General features: G+C 72.5%; 16 protein-coding genes. 9 read left to right on the forward strand and 7 right to left on the reverse strand.

Annotated features, from left to right (window positions below; all coding sequences use genetic code 11):
* Positions 1-120 precede the first annotated feature (120 nt).
* From AC07FK_RS11870 to AC07FK_RS11885, 4 genes are all read right to left on the reverse strand, one after another.
* Positions 121-1032, reverse strand: coding sequence for a phosphatase domain-containing protein (locus AC07FK_RS11870; protein WP_479104724.1), 912 nt, complete (start codon positions 1030-1032; stop codon positions 121-123).
* A gap of 3 nt (positions 1033-1035) precedes the next feature.
* The gene (locus AC07FK_RS11875) at positions 1036-2253 is read right to left on the reverse strand and encodes a T4 RnlA family RNA ligase (protein WP_479104725.1); all 1218 of its coding nucleotides are present in this window, start codon (positions 2251-2253) and stop codon (positions 1036-1038) included.
* Between the two features lie 332 nt (positions 2254-2585).
* Positions 2586-3875 (reverse strand): D-alanyl-D-alanine carboxypeptidase family protein, encoded by a 1290-nt coding sequence (locus tag AC07FK_RS11880; RefSeq protein WP_479104726.1) that lies wholly within the window; start codon positions 3873-3875, stop codon positions 2586-2588.
* A 177-nt stretch (positions 3876-4052) separates the two neighbouring features.
* A complete protein-coding gene (locus AC07FK_RS11885) occupies positions 4053-5738 on the reverse strand; it encodes a ribonuclease J (RefSeq protein WP_479104727.1) in 1686 nt (561 codons plus the stop codon).
* A 447-nt stretch (positions 5739-6185) separates the two neighbouring features.
* On the opposite strand from AC07FK_RS11885, the gene AC07FK_RS11890 reads away from it, so the two are divergent.
* The 9 genes from AC07FK_RS11890 (at position 6186) to AC07FK_RS11930 (ending at position 14104) form a co-directional block, all read left to right on the forward strand.
* Positions 6186-7019, forward strand: coding sequence for an STAS domain-containing protein (locus AC07FK_RS11890; protein ID WP_479104966.1), 834 nt, complete (start codon positions 6186-6188; stop codon positions 7017-7019).
* On the forward strand, positions 7016-7426 hold the full coding sequence (locus tag AC07FK_RS11895; RefSeq protein WP_479104728.1) for an STAS domain-containing protein: 411 nt from the start codon (positions 7016-7018) through the stop codon (positions 7424-7426). The genes AC07FK_RS11890 and AC07FK_RS11895 overlap by 4 nt, the downstream gene beginning before the upstream one ends.
* A complete protein-coding gene (locus AC07FK_RS11900) occupies positions 7410-7916 on the forward strand; it encodes an ATP-binding protein (protein WP_479104729.1) in 507 nt (168 codons plus the stop codon). Before AC07FK_RS11895 ends, AC07FK_RS11900 begins: the two co-directional genes overlap by 17 nt.
* A complete protein-coding gene (locus tag AC07FK_RS11905) occupies positions 7913-8926 on the forward strand; it encodes a SpoIIE family protein phosphatase (RefSeq protein ID WP_479104730.1) in 1014 nt (337 codons plus the stop codon). The genes AC07FK_RS11900 and AC07FK_RS11905 overlap by 4 nt, the downstream gene beginning before the upstream one ends.
* Positions 8923-10221: a PP2C family protein-serine/threonine phosphatase gene (locus tag AC07FK_RS11910; RefSeq protein ID WP_479104731.1), complete on the forward strand. Its 1299-nt coding sequence runs from the start codon at positions 8923-8925 to the stop codon at positions 10219-10221. Before AC07FK_RS11905 ends, AC07FK_RS11910 begins: the two co-directional genes overlap by 4 nt.
* 158 nt (positions 10222-10379) lie before the next feature.
* On the forward strand, positions 10380-11564 hold the full coding sequence (locus AC07FK_RS11915) for a globin domain-containing protein (protein ID WP_479104732.1): 1185 nt from the start codon (positions 10380-10382) through the stop codon (positions 11562-11564).
* 35 nt (positions 11565-11599) lie between these two features.
* Positions 11600-12175 carry a pyridoxamine 5'-phosphate oxidase family protein gene (locus tag AC07FK_RS11920; protein WP_479104733.1) on the forward strand — a complete coding sequence of 192 codons (576 nt, stop codon included), beginning with the start codon at positions 11600-11602 and terminating at the stop codon, positions 12173-12175.
* Between the two features lie 75 nt (positions 12176-12250).
* On the forward strand, positions 12251-12772 hold the full coding sequence (locus AC07FK_RS11925; RefSeq protein WP_479104734.1) for a MarR family winged helix-turn-helix transcriptional regulator: 522 nt from the start codon (positions 12251-12253) through the stop codon (positions 12770-12772).
* A gap of 123 nt (positions 12773-12895) precedes the next feature.
* Positions 12896-14104, forward strand: a complete 1209-nt coding sequence (locus tag AC07FK_RS11930; RefSeq protein WP_479104735.1) for a PP2C family protein-serine/threonine phosphatase — start codon at positions 12896-12898, stop codon at positions 14102-14104.
* A 41-nt stretch (positions 14105-14145) separates the two neighbouring features.
* Here the strand turns inward: AC07FK_RS11930 and AC07FK_RS11935 are convergent, their stop codons facing one another.
* The 3 genes from AC07FK_RS11935 to AC07FK_RS11945 all read right to left on the reverse strand — a co-directional run bounded on the left by AC07FK_RS11935 (position 14146) and on the right by AC07FK_RS11945 (position 16707).
* Positions 14146-14652, reverse strand: coding sequence for a MarR family winged helix-turn-helix transcriptional regulator (locus AC07FK_RS11935; protein ID WP_479104736.1), 507 nt, complete (start codon positions 14650-14652; stop codon positions 14146-14148).
* A 221-nt stretch (positions 14653-14873) separates the two neighbouring features.
* A complete protein-coding gene (locus AC07FK_RS11940; protein WP_479104737.1) occupies positions 14874-15527 on the reverse strand; it encodes a lipoprotein in 654 nt (217 codons plus the stop codon).
* Between the two features lie 88 nt (positions 15528-15615).
* Entirely contained in the window at positions 15616-16707 is a 1092-nt protein-coding gene (locus tag AC07FK_RS11945) for a DNA glycosylase AlkZ-like family protein (RefSeq protein ID WP_479104738.1), read from the reverse strand.
* Positions 16708-16725 lie beyond the last annotated feature (18 nt).

Raw genomic sequence — 16725 nt, forward strand, 5'->3', positions numbered from 1 at the left:
GGCGATTGGTTCTGTACGCTCTCCCCCCCCCCCCCCCCCCCCCCCCCCCCCCCCCCCCCCCCCCCCCCCCCCCCCCCCCCCCCCCCCCCCCCCCCCCCCCCCCCCCCCCGCCGTCCCCCCTCAGAACGCGCCGTAGTTGACCTGCCACGTGGGCAGTCCCATACGCCGCCACAGGGCGACCACGCGGTCGCGGTCGTCCAGCGACACCCGCACCGCGTACCGGTGACGCACGTGCCGGTCGAACAGCTCGGCCTTCACGACGTCGTCGCGACGCCCGTCGCCCGCCGGGCGCATCCACAGTTCGTCGTACGGCACGTCGTGCCGCCGCAGCCACGACTCGGTCTGCGTCCGGTACTCCTCGCCCCGTCCGGACAGCAGCACGATCACGTCGTTGTCGGCGCGCCGGAACGAGTGCAGGGCCTGGCGGACCGAGACGTTCAGCAGGTCGACCTCACAGCGCGTGAAGTCGTACGGTCCGCGGTCGCCCGTGAGCGCGAGCGTGCCGTCGATGTCGCACATGACCGCCGCCGGCAGCGACGGGTCGGGCACGTACGGCTCGACGGGCGCCTGGTCGTTCAGCCACGCGTCGGTGAGCCGCCACCCGCCACGCCTGGCCTGCGCGTGCCGGTCGGCCAGGATCCGGATGATCTCCTCGCCGACGCGCTTCTCCCGCTCGGAGTCGCGGCGTATGCACTCCTCGACCGGTACGTCCGTGAAGTCGTGCACGGTGAACTCGGCCAGGCCGGCGACCGCCGCCTTCAGCCGCTTGGGGATGTGCGGCGTCATGTGCGTGTTGTCGACCACCACGTCGAACCCGCCGTCGACGGCGGCCCGCACCGCGGCGTCCTGGATCTCCAGCACCGTCTGCTCGTGCGCCCACGACCTGCGCTCGGCCGCGGGCAGGTCGAGCATCGCCCGCAGGTCGTCGAGGTTGACCCGGCGCATCCGGCCGTCGGCCTGCGCCTGGAGCTCGCGCGCGGCGGTCGTCTTGCCCGACGCGGGCAGCCCCGTCATGACATGTACTACGGGCACGGGTCAGTTCTCCTCATCGGTCTTGAACGGGTCGGACGCCTCCGGCCGCACGGCACGCCACACGACGAGGTCCGTCGAGCGGCCGTCGAGTCGCAGGAACATGGCGGCCCGGATCCGGGCGTCGGGCAGTTCCTTGACCGCGCGGGCGAAGGCGCCCCGGTCGGCGGCGAGAGGAACGAGCTTCCCGTACGCCTCGTCGATGGCGCACTCGAGCGCCGCCGCCTCGGCCTCCAGGCGCGCGATCACCCCGCGCACCCAGGCGTCGAACTCGTCCGGCACCTGCTCCAGCAGCGCGTCCAGCGGACGTCCGCCCGCCGCCGTGACGCCCCCCAGCTCGGCGCGCGAGCAGCCCAGGCCCTGTGCCAGCCGGTTCGCGGACATCCCCGCGAACCGCTGGATGCCGTGGCTGCGCCAGATGTCCCGCTCCGTGACCCCCGTCATGACCTTGTGCAGACGTACGTACTCGGAAAGCTTGGCCTTCGCCCGCACGCCGGACGCGAAGCGCAGCACGAAACCCTCGGCGTCGGTTCCCGAGGCCCGCCGGCCGCCGGGCATGGTGTTGGACGCGGTCAGCGCCATCAGGTCGGCGAGGGGCATGGCGGGCCACACCGTGACCACGGAACCGACGCCCTTCCAGGCTGCCCCGGCTTCGGCCATGGGTATCTCCGAGCCGTCACGGCCGAACGCCGCGAGGAGCACCAGGTCCCGGCGGTCGCCGTAGTCGACGACGATGCGGTTCTCCGGGTACACGACCTCCGCCAGGTACGTCACGCCCGGCGACAGGGCCGACGTGTCCCGGGCGTCGAGCCGGCGCTGCGCCCACCCGGCCTGCGCGCTGATGAAGGAACCCTTGGACGCGACGCGCCACCGGCCGGCGTAGTGGAAGACGACGGCGAGGCTGCCGTCGACCTTGTCGTACACCTCGAACGGCTCGTCCGGCAGGGCGGGCGCGTACGGCTGACCGGACTCGTGCTCACCGACGTTGAAGAACTTCGGCAGCGGCAGCGCGACGATCTCGCCCGTGGCGTCGTCGGCCACGAGTCCGCGGCACCGCGTGGTCACCTCGTTCCAGATCCGCTCGTACTGACACGTCCGTGTGTACGTGTAGATCGACAGCGGCAGCTCGGGGTGCGGCTTGCGGGTGACGTGCCCGGCGTCGAGCGCCGCCGCCAACTCCGCGCGCGGCAGCAGCTCTTCGAGAGTCAGGTAGACCTGGCTCATGGTTCCTCCCAGATTCAGATGCGCCATTCTCTCGTGCGGGAGGTTCCGGCAGACAGCGAATAAGCCGTCGTCAAAGGGTGTGCGGGACGCGTCGTGCGGGGCAGGACCCGGCTGGTTCGCGACGCGGCTCTCCGTCGGCCCGTGGACAGGCGGACGCCGGCTGAGACCGGCGGGCCGGGGAACTGCGTTGGGGGCAGCGCCCCACGCGTGCTTCCACAGCTGGAAGGCCCGGACCGCACATGCGGACCGGGCCTTGCGCTTCTCTGCCGTACGGCTCGGCGTCGTCCTCCGGAGAGGCCGGCGCCCGGAGCCGGTCGGCCGGGGTGGCCGTCCTACTGCGGCCCGGGCCGGGACGGAGGCCGCGGGCCACGCGGCGGCCGCTTCGACGCCCGGTTCCGGAGCGAACCGAGAGCGGAGGAGAACCGGCCCGCGTACGCCGGCCGGCGGCGGCCGCCCCGGGTCCACAGGATGACGCCCGCCGTCAGGCACGCCGCGCCGACGAGCGCGCCCACCGAGGAGTACGCGATGCCGGAGCCGGGCTCCTCGCGCTGCAGAGCCGCCGCCTGGGCGGCGGACACGGCTGTGGCGCCCGGATCCCGGTGCAGGGAGGGCGGGAGCAGCGATCCGACGGGGTGGACCCGGCCGGAGGCGGCGAAGCCCCAGTCGAGCAGGGAGCGGGCCTCCTCGTACACGGCGTGGCCGCCGCCCTTGCGCGGGTTCATCACCGTCACCAGCAGGCGTCGGCCGTCGCGTTGCGCGGCGGCGATCAGGGTGTGGCCGGCGCGGGTGGTGTAGCCGTTCTTGAGGCCGATGATGCCCGGGTATCTCTTCACCCCGTCGCTGCCCGTCAGCAGCCGGTTGGTGTTCCGGATGCCGAACGTCCAGGTCGGGCTCCCGTCCCGGCGCGTGCCGCCGGGGAAGCGTGTGGCGGCCGTCGCCGCGTACTGGGCGAACTGCGGGTCGGCCAGCCCGGACCGCCCGAAGACCGCCAGGTCGTACGCGGAGGACACCTGGCCGGGAGCGTCGTAGCCGTCCGGCGAGACCACGTGGGTGTCCAGCGCGCCCAGTGTCCGCGCCTTGGCCTGCATCTGCGCCGCCGTGGCCTTCCAGCCGCCGTTGAGCTTCGCCAGCACGTGGACGGCGTCGTTGCCGGAGCTGAGGAAGACGCCCCGCCACAGATCCGCGATCCGGTACGTGCGTCCCGGTTGCACGCCCACCATGCTGCTGCCCTCGCCCACCGCGGCGAGTTCGGCGTCGTCGACCGTGTGCAGGGCGCTGCCGGAGAGGCGGGGGAGGGCGGTGAGGGCGAAGAGGGTCTTCATGGTGCTGGCCGGCGGCAGCCGCCGGTGCGCGTCGTGGGCGGCCAGTACGTCACCCGTGTCGACGTCCGCCACCAGCCACGACAGGGCTGACAGCTTGCGCGGAAGGGCGGGCGCCCCCGGCTTCGGGCGTACGTGGGTGCCCATCCGGTGCAACAGGGCCTTGCCGACGGACGCGGGCCGGGGCGGCGGCAGCGGGTCGTTGTGGGGGGTGGCGGCAGCCGGTGGCTGAAGGAGGGCCAGCGCACCGAGGGCGAACGCCGCACCGGTGAGAGCCCCGCGAACACTGGACCTGGTGATCATGCGACCAGCGTAAAAACGGACCGCCTCACGCGCAGGGCCGCTGGGCCGACCGGCGGAATGGGGGCCGGGGTGCGGTGGCGGGCGCCGTCGGCCGGCCGGCACGCACACCTCGTCGGCCCGGCCCGGTGCCGGGGACGCCGGTCGTGGCGTCCCCCGCACCGGAGCCGGGCCGCCCTCTCACGCGTCGATGATGACCGGGATGATGAGGGGCTTGCGGCGGTGTGTCCGGAACGCCCAGGACGCCACCGCGCGGGCGATGAGCTGTTCGAGCTGGTGGGCGTCTCCGACGCCTTCCTCGGCGGCCTTGGCCAGGACCTTCTCGATGACCGGCACGACCGGTTCGAACGTCGTGTCGTCGTGGACGAAGCCCCGGGCCAGGAAGTCGGGAGTCTCGGCCAGTGCCCCCGTGTCGGCGTCGACGATCGCCACGACCGTGACGACGCCTTCCTCCGCGAGGGTGAGGCGGTCCTTGAGCGAGGCCTCGGTCGCGCCGCCGACGGTCATGCCGTCGACGTACACGTAACCGGCCGGCACCTTGCCCGTGATGGAGGCGCGGCCGTCGACGAGGTCGACCACGACTCCGTCCTCGGCGATGACCACCCGGTCGGGGTCGACCCCGGTACGGATGGCCAGGTCGCCGTTGGCCCGCAGGTGGCGCCACTCGCCGTGCACGGGCATGACGTGGCGGGGCTTGACGATGTTGTAGCAGTAGACGAGCTCACCGGCGCTCGCGTGCCCGGAGACGTGCACCTTGGCGTTGCCCTTGTGGACGACGTGGGCACCCCACCGGGTCAGTCCGTTGATCACCCGGTAGATGGCGTTCTCGTTGCCCGGGATCAGGGAGCTGGCGAGCAGGACGGTGTCGCCCTTCCCGATGCGGATCATGTGGTCGCGGTTGGCCATCCGGGACAGGGCGGCCATCGGCTCGCCCTGGGAACCGGTGCACACCAGGGTGATCTTGTTGTCGGGAAGCTTCTCCAGCTCCCGCATGCTCACGATCAGGCCGGACGGCACCTTCAGGTAGCCCAGTTCGCGGGCGATCCCCATGTTGCGGACCATCGACCGGCCGACGAAGGCGACCTTGCGGCCGTGCTGATGGGCCGCGTCCAGCACCTGCTGGATGCGGTGCACGTGGCTGGCGAAGCTGGAGACGATGACCCGCCTCGGGGCCGTACGCATGACCTGCTCGATCGCGGGGTTCAGGTCGCGCTCGGAGGTGGTGAAGCCCGGCACCTCGGCGTTGGTCGAGTCGGTGAGGAAGAGGTCGACACCCTCCTCGCCGAGCCGGGCGAAGGCGCGCAGATCGGTGATCCGGTCGTCCAGCGGGAACTGGTCCATCTTGAAGTCGCCGGTGTGCAGCACCATCCCGGCGCCGGTGCGGATCGCGATGGCGAGGCTGTCCGGGATGGAGTGGTTGACCGCCACGAACTCGCAGTCGAAGGGGCCGAACGACCGCCGGTCGCCCTCACGCACGCGCACGGTGCGCGGCCTGATGCCGTGCTCCTTGAGCTTGGCTTCGAGGAACGCCAGCGTCAGCTTCGAGCCGACGACGGGAATGTCCGAGCGCTCGCGCAGCAGATACGGAACGGCGCCGATGTGGTCTTCGTGGCCGTGTGTCAGCACCACCGCCACGACGTCGTCCAGACGGTCGCGGATCGAAGTGAAGTCGGGGAGGATCACGTCCACCCCGGGCTGGGTCTCCTCGGGGAACAGCACGCCGCAGTCCACGATGAGCAGCTTGCCGGCATGCTCAAAGACGGTCATATTGCGGCCGATCTCCCCCAGACCGCCCAGGGCGACGACCCTCAGCCCTCCGGCGGGCAGAGGAGGGGCGGCTTTGAGTTCGGGATGCGGATGGCTCATAGCTTGTGACGTTACCGGAGGGCGCGCCGCAGATCCTTTACGGGTTCACCCAGCAGATTCACCAGGACCCCCGAAGCGGGCCTCCACCCGCCCGAGAGCGCCCTCGACCGGCCGCCGACCAGGCCGTCGGCCGTTCGGGAAGGCGGGGGGTCACCACGGGGTCCCCGGACATCACCCGGTTGTGACGGTGGACTCAGTTCGTGAACGCGATCACGGGGCAGGGGCAGGAGGGGACAGGCCGCCGCGCGATCGATCGATCGAGTGACGGCGGTGGCCCTGCTTTTCTTGTGTGAGCGTCCCGTGCTTATATTTGCCGCACGACAACAATCGAACGGAGCAAGATCACCCCGGCCGACTGCCAGGTCGGCGGCGTCGGTGGGGGTCGTGAAGGGAAGTCTGGTGAGCAGGAGCAGCGAGGCCGTGGCCCGGAAGCACGTCGCCAACGCCATGCGGGGGCGCGTCGAGGAGATAGCGGACCGGTGGGTGCGGCTGCAGGTGCAGCAGGCTGCCCTGAGCGGCATGACGAGCGAGAGTGAACTGCGCGAGGAGGCGGACACGGTGGTCGCCGCCCTGGTGACCGGTCTCGACAGCGCGCTGCCGATCGACCGCATCGCGAACTCGCACGCCGAGCTCAACCGCGCGGTCACCGACCTCTCCCTGCGCAGGGCGAGGGGAGGGGAGTCTCCCACCGCTACGGCGCTGGCCGTTCTCGTGCTCAAAGAGGCGCTGCTGGAGGCCGTGCAGGAGACGACGCAGGACAGCGGAGAGCTGTTCTCGGCGGCCCTGTTGATCAACCGGCTGCTGGACTCGGCCGGGGCGCTGTCCTTCGACACGTACGTCGAGGGCCGCGAGGAGATCATCCGCCGGCAGAGCAGGCAGCTGCTGGAGTTGTCGACCCCGGTGGTCCGGCTCTGGCGTCAGGTTCTGGGCGTACCGCTGATCGGGACGCTGGACACGGCGCGCACGCAGGTGGTGATGGAGAACCTCCTCCAGGCCATCCAGGACCAGGAGGCGACGGTCGCCATCGTCGACATCACCGGTGTGCCGACGGTGGACACCGCCGTGGCGCAGCATCTGATGCAGACGGTCAACGCGGTACGGCTGATGGGGGCCGACTGCATCATCAGCGGCATCCGGCCGCCGATCGCGCAGACCATCGCACAGCTGGGCATCGACCTGTCGACCATCATGACGCGGGCCACGCTCTCCGACGCGCTGTCCGAGGCCATCAAACTCACCGCCGGTCCCCTGCCCACCCCCGACGGACCGGCATCGCGATGAGTGGGTTCGCATCGACCGGCGTACCCATACTGCGCCTGGGTGACGTCCTGATCACCGGGCTGCTCAACGAGCTCGACGACAAGGCCGCTCTCGCCTTCACCCATGAACTCACGGAGCGCATCTCGGCGGACAGGGTACGCGGCGTCCTGATCGACATCTCGCGTCTCGAGATCATCGACTCCTTCGTGGCCCGTACCTTGATGGAACTGACCACGATGGCCAAGCTGCTCGGAGCGCGGGTGGTCGTCGCCGGCATGCGGCCGCCCGTCGCCATCACCCTGGTCGAACTGGGCATCGAACTCGTCGGCGTGGAAACCGCCCTGAACGCAGAACAAGGGATGGCCGCCCTGGGCTGGCACCAAAGTCCGCAGCCCCCGGAAGGGGCCCACCGTGACTCAACTCGCTAACACCTCCACCACCTCGCGCGACAACCGCCCGGACGCCGGGCGCCCGGACACCGCACACCTCGGCGCCGCGGACCCCGACGCCGCCGCGGAGCCCGTCACGCGGGTGGCCCTGCACACGGAGGAGGACCTGCTGACGGTCCGCCACGCGGTGCGCGCGGCCACTCTCGCGGTCGGGTTCGGCATCGTCGACCAGACGCGGGTGGTGACCGCCGCCAGTGAGCTGGCCCGCAACGCCTACATCCACGGCGGCGGAGGGGTGCTCACGATCGACTTCCCGCGTCGCCACGGCGGGCAGGGGCTGAAGCTGACGATACGTGACCAGGGCCCCGGCATCCCCGACGTGGAAGCGGCACTCGTGGACGGCTTCACGACCGGAGCGGGGCTGGGCCACGGCCTGGGCGGCGCCCGCCGCCTCATGGACGAGTTCGAGGTCCGGACCGCGCCGGGTCGCGGGACGACCGTGATCGCCACGCGGTGGGTGCCGCGTTGACGCGTCAGATCGTGCCGCCCACCGCCCTGGTGCGCATCGATCACTACAGCGCCGTGCACCTGGCGGCGGCGACGGCCCGCTCGCTGGCGCAGGAGTGCGGCCTCCCCGGCGCGATGCCGGACCGGGCCGCCGTGCTGGCCTCCGAACTGGCCAGTAACCTCGACAAGCACGCCAAGGACGGAGCCCTGTACATCCAGGCGCTGCCGCAGGGCGCCGGGTTGGAGGTTCTCGCGGCCGACCGAGGTCCCGGCATGCCCGAACTGCAGCGCTGTCTCGCCGACGGATACACCACCACCGGCACCCTCGGCGCCGGGCTCGGGGCGGTGAAGCGCATCGCGTCGGACTTCACCATCCGCACCCGGGTCGGTGTCGGCACCCTGGTCTGCGCCCGGCTCGTCCTGCCCGGCCTGCCCCGGCCGGTCTTCCAGGACGCGGGCTTCGTCTGCCTGCCCGCCGAGGGCGAGCGGGACTGCGGGGACGCCGCCGCCCTCGTCGAGGACGACGGCGTCCGTACCGCGATCGTCCTGGACGGACTCGGGCACGGACCGCACGCCGCCGAGGCCGCCCAGACCGCCCTGCGCGCCTTCGGCCCCGCCGCCGACCGGGCGCTGCCCCAGATCCTCACCGCCCTGCACCGGTCGCTGCGCCACACCCGCGGCGCCGCGGTCGGACTCCTGCGCCTGCGCCCGGACCACGCGGAGTACTGCGGCATCGGCAACGTCCGGGCCCTGGCCCTCTCCCCCCGCGGAGTCCACCACAGGCTGACCGGCCAGCCTGGCGTCGTCGGCTGGAAGATGCCTATACCGCAGTCACGCATGATCCCTCTGGACCCGGGCACAACAGCCGTACTCCACAGCGACGGCATCACACCTTCATGGGCCCACGCCCCGTCCCCCTTCCACCTGCGCCTGCCACCCCCGCTGCTCGCCACAGCCGTCGCCCACGGACACCGTTCCGGCCGCGACGACGCGACCGTGCTCGCCGCCAAGCCTCACCAAGGGCCCCGATGACCGACAGATTCTTCCGCAGCCTGCCGCCGCTGCGCCGGGCCGTGCGCCGCATCGCGCGCGAACACGGCCTGCCCGCCGACGTCAGGGCCCGCCTCGTGCTGTCCGTGACCGACGTGGCCGACAGCGAGCTGCGCGCCGGCCGGCCGGCCGCCCTGAGTGCCGCGCACGAACCGGACCCCGGCGCGGACGCCGGTACGGAGACGCCGCACTCCCACGTGCTGGCCGTCACGCTGCGCCTGCCCGAGGCAGCCGGCCCGCTCGCCACGGCGGACCTGCCCCTGCCCGCGGCGAACCCGTCCCACGACTCCGTCACCTGGCGGATCCCCGTGCCCGCACCGGAGGACGGCTCCGCGCCCGGCACGCATCCGCCCGGCGACGCCCGCTGGACGGAGACCCGCGCCGTGGAAGAGGAGCTGCGCGCGGCCTTCGCCCGCACCGACGGCCTCGTCGCCGAACACCGCCGCCTCAAGCACGAGCTGGCCGAGACCAACGCCGGAGTCCTCGCCCTGTACGTCCAGCTCGAGGAACGCGACGAGCAGCTGCGCCAGGCCCACGGTCAGATACTCCAGGAACTCGAAGACGCCCTGCGCCCGAGACCACTCACCGTGGACGGTCTGGAACTGGCCGTCCACTACGCCCCGGCAGACTCGAACGCCCCCACCGGCGGCGACCACTACGACTGGTTCGTGCTCCCCGACGGCACTCTGCACATCACCGTCGTCGACGCCCTCGGACACGGCGTACGCAGCACCCGCAGCGCCCTCAACGTGACGCACGCGGTGCGCACTCTCGCTCTGGAGGGCCACCCCCTCAAGTCGATTCTCGCCCGCACCCACGAGATCCTCATGCCGCTGGACCCCGAACTCATGGCCACCGTCCTGCTGGCCCGCCTCGACCCGGCCACCGGGGAACTGCGCATCGCGAACGGCAGCCACCCGCCCGCCCTCCTCCTCCGGGCCGACGGCACCGCCCGCTACCTCGAGCTGCGCGGCAGAGGCATCGGCTTCCCCCTGCCCGGGAGCGAGGAGATCCTGCACCTCGACGTCGAGGCGGGAGACCTCCTCATCCTCTACACCGACGGTCTCACCGAGAGCCGCAGGGATCCCACCGAGGGCGAGATCCGCCTCGTCGAGGCGGCGCGCCGGCACGCGACGAAGCCGCTGACCGACATCCCCGCGGCCATCGCCGCCGACATGCACACCGTCGTCCTGCACCCCGACGACACCCTCGCCCTGGCCATCCGCTGCACCGGACCCTCCCGGGTGGGGGTGCCCGCCGCGCGGAGCGGCGCCTGACCCTCCCGGCCCACGGGGCGCCCGACCGACCATCCTTGCCCGGCCCTGCCCACGGCCGGCCCTGCGCGATTGCGACACGTTTCTTGCCTGCACGCCCGATGCACCCGGACAGCTTCTCGGCGGGGGCGCACGCGCCCACCGACCGTCCCGTCCCCGGAATGGCGCCCACACCGCTCACCGCCCACGAGATCGCGCTCGTACGCGCCGGGCTCGCCGTGGTCGCACCGCACGCGGCCGACCTGACGGTGTACTTCTACAGCATTCTCTTCGCCCGCTACCCGCAGGTCAGAGAGCTCTTCCCGGACAACATGGACGGACAGCGCGACAGGCTCCTGCGCGGCCTCCTGCGCATCGTCGAGCTGGTCGACGACCCGGAGAACCTCGTACGCTTCTGCACCCTGCTGGGGCGCGACCACCGCAAGTTCGGGGCCCTCGAAGCCCACTACCCCGCGGTCGGCGAGTGTCTCCTGGCGTCCCTGGCCCGCTACGCCGGCGCCGCGTGGACCGCGGACGTCGAAGCGGCCTGGACGCGGGCGTACACCACGGCGGCGCGTGTGATGATCCTGGCCGCAGCCGACGACACCCGCCTGCGCCCCGCCACCTGGGAGGCGCAGATCGTCCGGCACGAACACCGCGGCCACGGCATCGCGGAGATCACCGTACGGACGGACGTGCCCTACGCCTACGAGGCGGGCCAGTACGTGAGCCTGCGGACGCCCTGGGAGCCCAAAGCATGGCGTCAGTACTCGCCCGCCAACGCTCCCCGCACGGACTCCACACTCACCTTTCACATCCGTGCCGTGCCCGGCGGCCGGGTGAGCAACGCCCTGGTGCACCGTGCGGCCGCCGGCGACGTCGTCACCCTCGGACCGCCGCAGGGCGACATGACGCTGACGGCGGCCGGTGACCGCGACCTGGTGTGCGTCGCGGGCGGCACCGGACTCGCCCCGATCCGCGCCCTCCTCGAACAGGCGGCCCTCGGCGACATGCGGCGTTACGTCGACCTCTTCGTGGGCGCCCGCACCGCCGAGGAACTCTACGGCCTGGACGACATGTTGCGGATGGCGCAGCGTCAGCACTGGCTCTCCGTACGGGCCGCCGTCTCGCACCAGCACATAGCCGGCCGTGAGGGCACCCTGCCGCAGGTGTTGCGCGAATTCGGACCCTGGGGGCAGCATGAGGCCTTCCTGTGCGGGCCTCCGGGCATGGTCACCGCCGCTGCCCGGATCCTGCGCAACGAGGGAGTCCCCGCCGCCCGCATCCACCACGACCCGCTCGGCGATCCCGTCCTGACCACGCCCCTGGCACCGCCCCGACACCAGCCCGAGAGCGAAAACCTGTGAACAGCCACGACGCCTCACCCTCGCGCGGGGAGCGCATGCTGCAAGACCACCTCGGCACCGTGCAGAGAGCCGACGCCTTCTACGACCGGCAGGTCCATCCCCGTCTCACCGACACGATGCGGGACTTCATCGGCCGTCAGTCGATGCTCTTCCTCTCCACGTCGGACGCCCGCGGCCACTGCGACGCCAGCTTCCGCGCCGGCCCGCCGGGGTTCGTGACCGTCCTCGACGACCACACCCTCGCCTACCCCGAGTACCGGGGGAACGGCGTCATGGCAAGCGCCGGCAACATGGCGGAGAACCCGCACCTGGGACTGCTGTTCCTCGACTTCACCCATCACCACATCGGACTGCACGTCAACGGCTCCGCCCGGCTGGTGGACGAGCGGGAGCTGCGGGCCGCCCACCCCTTCCTGCCGGTCGACACAGCCCCGGGAAGGCAGCCCGAGTTCTGGGTCCGCGTCACCGTCGTCGAGGCGTACATCCACTGCTCCAAGCACATACCCCACCTCGAGCCCGCCCGCCGTCCGCAGAGCCCGTCCCTCAAGCGCCCGAAGGACGCCGACTACTTCGTCGCCGCGCCGGCCGACCGTCTCGTCGCGGACCGGTAGCCCCGGGCGTCTCGCCCGAGGGGCCGCACAAAACGGCGGCTGACAAATCACCCACCGGAGTGAGAGAGTGGTGCGATGCTCCGCACTCTGCACTCCACCGGCCATGAGCAGGTGGCCCATGACGCATGCGCGGCGTTGGAACTGCTGCAGCTTCTGTGGGGCCGGGGCCAGGAAGCCGTTCCCTCCGGCCCGGTGTCACCCTCGCAGCTGCGCGCGCTGACCGCGCTGGAAGGGCAGGAGGGCGTCAACCTCCGCGCCCTGGGCGAGGCGCTCGGATCGCGGCCCTCGTCAGTGAGCCGCCTGTGCGACCGCCTGGAGGCGGCCGGCCTCGTCGAGCGGTTCCCGAGCGCGACCAGCCGCCGGGAGATCGAGGTACGGCTGAGCCGGCGCGGGCACGCTGTGCTCGCCGACTTCCGTACGTTCCGGGTGCGCGAACTGGAAGCCGTCCTTCGTGAGATGGAGCCCGCGAAACTGGTGTCCCTCGCCGAAGGGCTCGAAGCCTTCCACACCGCGGCCGCCGCCCGCATCGGCCCCGGCGGCGCGCCCGGCGCGGCGCACACGGCGGACATGGCGGGGCACTCGGCGGACATCGCCTGACGCCCGGGCGGCCGAGCATGTCCGGCCGTCGGCCGGGCAGATGAGATCTGCGTACGGCGCGGCGATGGAAAGCGAAACCCTGTCGCCGTCCGCGTGGAGCTCGTCGGACCCGAGGGAAGAGACATGAACAACCAGCCCGGCCGATGGCTCGGCGCGGCTGAGAGCGCGCTGCGGGCGGCGCCGCCCACCGGTCTGCTGTCCATCGCCCGCTCGCTGCTCGCCGACGCCGTGGACGCCCGCTCGGTCACACTGCTGCTCGCCGACTACGGCCTGGCGGTGCTTCAGCCGGTGACACGCCTGCCCCACACGGGCGAGACGCTCCCGGTACGCGGCGGACACCCCGCCGCACGCGCCTTCTCGGCACAGGCCCCGGTCATGGAGGTCACGGGAGACCCCGGCATGGTCACGGTGCATCTCCCCGTCACCGTACGGGGAGACCGCCTCGGCGTCCTGTCCGTGCACCTGCCGGAGCCGTCGGCGGGGGCGCCGGGCGTGCTGGAGCTGGCCGACTTCACCACGGCGGTCGGTCATGAACTGATCGTCGCCGAACGCGACACCGACCTCTACCTCCAGGCCCGCCGGCGCAAGCGCCTCACCCTGGCCGCGGAGATGCAGTGGCAGCTGCTGCCCGGCCGGGGGATCGAGGAGGCCGAGTTCACTCTCGGCGCTCACCTGGAGCCGGCCTACGCGATCGGAGGGGACAACTTCGACTGGTCGGTCACCGACGAGCACCTGCACCTGACCGTGTCGGACGGCAAGGGGCAGGGCATCCAGGCCGCTCTGCTGGCCGGCCTCACCGTCAGCGCCCTGCGCAACGCGCGCCGGGGCGGAGTCTCCCTGGCCGACCAGGCGTGCCTCGCCGACCAGGCCATCTACGGCGAATACGGCGGAGAGCGGTACTCGGCGACGCTCCTGCTGCAGTGCGAACTGGCCACCGGCCGGGTGCGGGCGGTCGACGCGGGCTCGCCCCATGTGTTCCGCCGGCGGGACGACCGCGTCGAACGACTGGAGCTGGAGACGCAGATCCCGCTGGGCATGTTCGAGGAGACGGACTACCACGAGGAGTCGTTCCAGTTGCAACGCGGCGACCGCCTGGTCGTCGTGAGCAGCGGCGTGCACAGAGCGCGGTCGGGTGAGAAGGCCGGCGTCTTCGGTGAGGACGCCCTGTGCGAGACGATCGCCGCGACCGGGAGCTCCACGGCTCACGAGACCGCCCGCGCCGTCGTCGAGGCGCTGATGCAGTACCACGGCAGCGACGACCTGCCCGACGACGCCGCGGTCGTCTGCCTGGACTGGCGCGGCAGGACCGCCCGGCCCGGCACTCGCCGGTAGCCGTGAGGACCGGCCGGCCGGGTGCCCGCCGGAAGCACCGGCTAGCCCGGCGGTTGCCGGTCGGTGTCGATGCCGCCGGGCTGAGCCGCCTGGAAGAAGGCCAGTAGCCCGGACAGCAGCTTCTCGCGTTCCGCGGACGGCATACGGGCCAGGACCGCGGCGAACATCGCGTGGCGACGGGCGAACAGGGCGTCGATCAGCTCCTGCCCCTGCAACGTCAGTACGAGCCCGATCTCCCGCCGGCTGGTGGGAACCGGCTCGCGGCGCAGCAGCCCGGCCGCCTCCAGCCGGTCGCACAGCCGGCTCACGGCGGGCGGGGCGGCGCCGACCTCTTCGGCCAGTCCGGTGAGGTTGACGCCCGGCCACCGCCGGACGAACAGCAGCGCCTCCAACTGGAGCGCGGACAGCCGTGGAGACGCGGTGCGCGAGGCCTGCGTCCAGGTGGACACCACCGCTTCGGCGGCCGCGGCCACCTGGACGGCGATGTCGTCGACGGGGTCGTCCGGTGGTCCCGCGCGCTGCATACGGCCGTCACTCCCAGGAAACATCCGCGCACCTCCTGCAGGAGGCCGACGCTGTCGTCGCACGCATTCGCCGACTCTAGTACGGGTCGTCTGCCCGCTCTGTCGAAAGTATCCCCGCACAGGTGTCTTTCGCTCGTGCCGGGACGGGCGGCGCCGGGGGCCCACCGGAATTCAGCCGATCGCGCCGTCGCCCTCGACACCCGTGCGCACACTGGGGGTGAGCGCGTACGAACGAGCGGCGCTTGTCAGCCCGTGACCGCCATCGTGCTTCTGGCCAGCTCGTACGCGGGGAGCATCTGTTCGTGCTCCGCCGTGTCCAGCCCGCCCAGGTGCAGCACCACCGCGCCGTCGGGGGCGACGACGGCGAGCGCGCGCTCCTTCTTCGGCTCGTCCAGGAACTCGCTGGTGACGACGTAGGTGACCTCGGTGGCGGGAAGGCCGCCGGCCTTGGTCTCCCGGTAGCGGACGGTCCCGGCGTTCTTCTCGTCCGACACGAAGGCTTCGAGCACCTCGCGCGGTGTGCCGGCGCTCGGGCCGGTCCACACGCGCAGGAAGCCGATGTTCCCGGCCGGCTTGGCGTCGATCTCGCACACGAGCTTCACGGGCCCCTGCCGGGCGAGCGAGGCGAACGCGTCGTCCTCGTCGCCCGCCGTCACCTTCTCCGCCGTCCAGTCGGCCGCGGTACGGAACGACACGGGCAGGGCGCACGGCGTTCCGGCGCCCCCGACGGCCGCCTCCCCGGCGGTGACCTTCACCCCCGCGCCGCCCTTCGCGCTCCCACCCGGCTCCTCGGCCGGTCTGCCACCCGCCGCGCCGGCGTCCGGCGCCGGCGAGCAGCCCGCCAGCAGCAGTACCGCCAGCGCCGCCGGGACGACGCCCCGTGTCCTGTCCTGCCCCATCGCAACCCCACCCCTGAGCTTGATCGATCGCCGCAGGCTATCCCAGGCGACGCCGCCGGCTCCCGGGGCGGTCCGCCGGCGGCAACCGCTAGACGATGCGCAGCCGCGCCCCGGCCGCGCCACGCGCGGCGGCCACCGTGTCGGCCTCCGCCTCCAGTTCCCGGCGCACGGCGGAGGGCAGCGGCGCGAAGGGCGTGACGGTCAGGTCGATCCCGCGGCCGGCCACTCTGGCCCGCCACGTACCGGCGATCTCCGTGCCGGCCAGCAGCGCCCCCGGACCGCCGACCGCACGCCAGACCGCCTTCTGCCGGTTCCTGTCCGGCACGACCAGATCCCGGTCGCGCGCCTGCAGGAACGGATCACCCGGCGGGAGCAGTCGTACGAGCTTCCCGCTCCTCGCCGACAGCAGGGGGTCCAGGTCACCGGCGGGCAGCCACGCCCTCCTGCCGTCCAGCACCACCTCGGCCAGGTCGTCCGGCCACACCCGCCGGACGGCCGACGCCTTCGTGCCGAGGTGCTTCGCCACCTCGGCGGGGGTGGCGGGGCCGAGGAAACGCAGATAGGCGCGGACCAGCCCGGCCGTCCCGGACGCCGTGACCGGTACGGGGTACTCCGCCCCCAGCGGGGCCAGCACGGTCCCGCCGCCCTCCGGCCGGACGCGGACGCCCCCGAAGATCCCGGCCTGCTGGAACAGCAGCCCGGAGATATGCCGCGCGCCGCACGGCTCGCACCAGTACGTCAGCGACTCCGGCACGGCCGCACTGACCGCCGTACTGACCTCGCCCTTGGCCACCGGCGCGGTCACCACCGCGCGAAACGCCTCGGCGGTCACCCGGAACGCCTCGATGCCGAGGCGCGCCCCTTCCTTGATCACCGCCGTGTCGATCCGGGCCGTGGCGTCGGCGTCGTCCACCGGCCACAGGGCGGCGGCGAGCGCCGGCAGGTCGGTGCGGCGGTGCAGGTACGGCGCGCCGCGGAACGTCCACACGCGTTCCAGCCCTCCGGCGGACGCGCCCCGTGCGGCCAGGGCCTGCCGGGCGGATCCGTTCGGTGTGTCCTGCACGCCCAGGACGAGCACGTCCGGTGCGGGGGAGGAGCGCGCGAACCCGTGCACCGCCACCCGGTGAGCCAGCGCCTGTTCCCGGGTCACGGCCACGCCGCTCCGCTGTGTCCGCCCCATGACCGCCCTCTTCGTACG

This window comes from Streptomyces sp. NPDC046122, assembly GCF_056429965.1.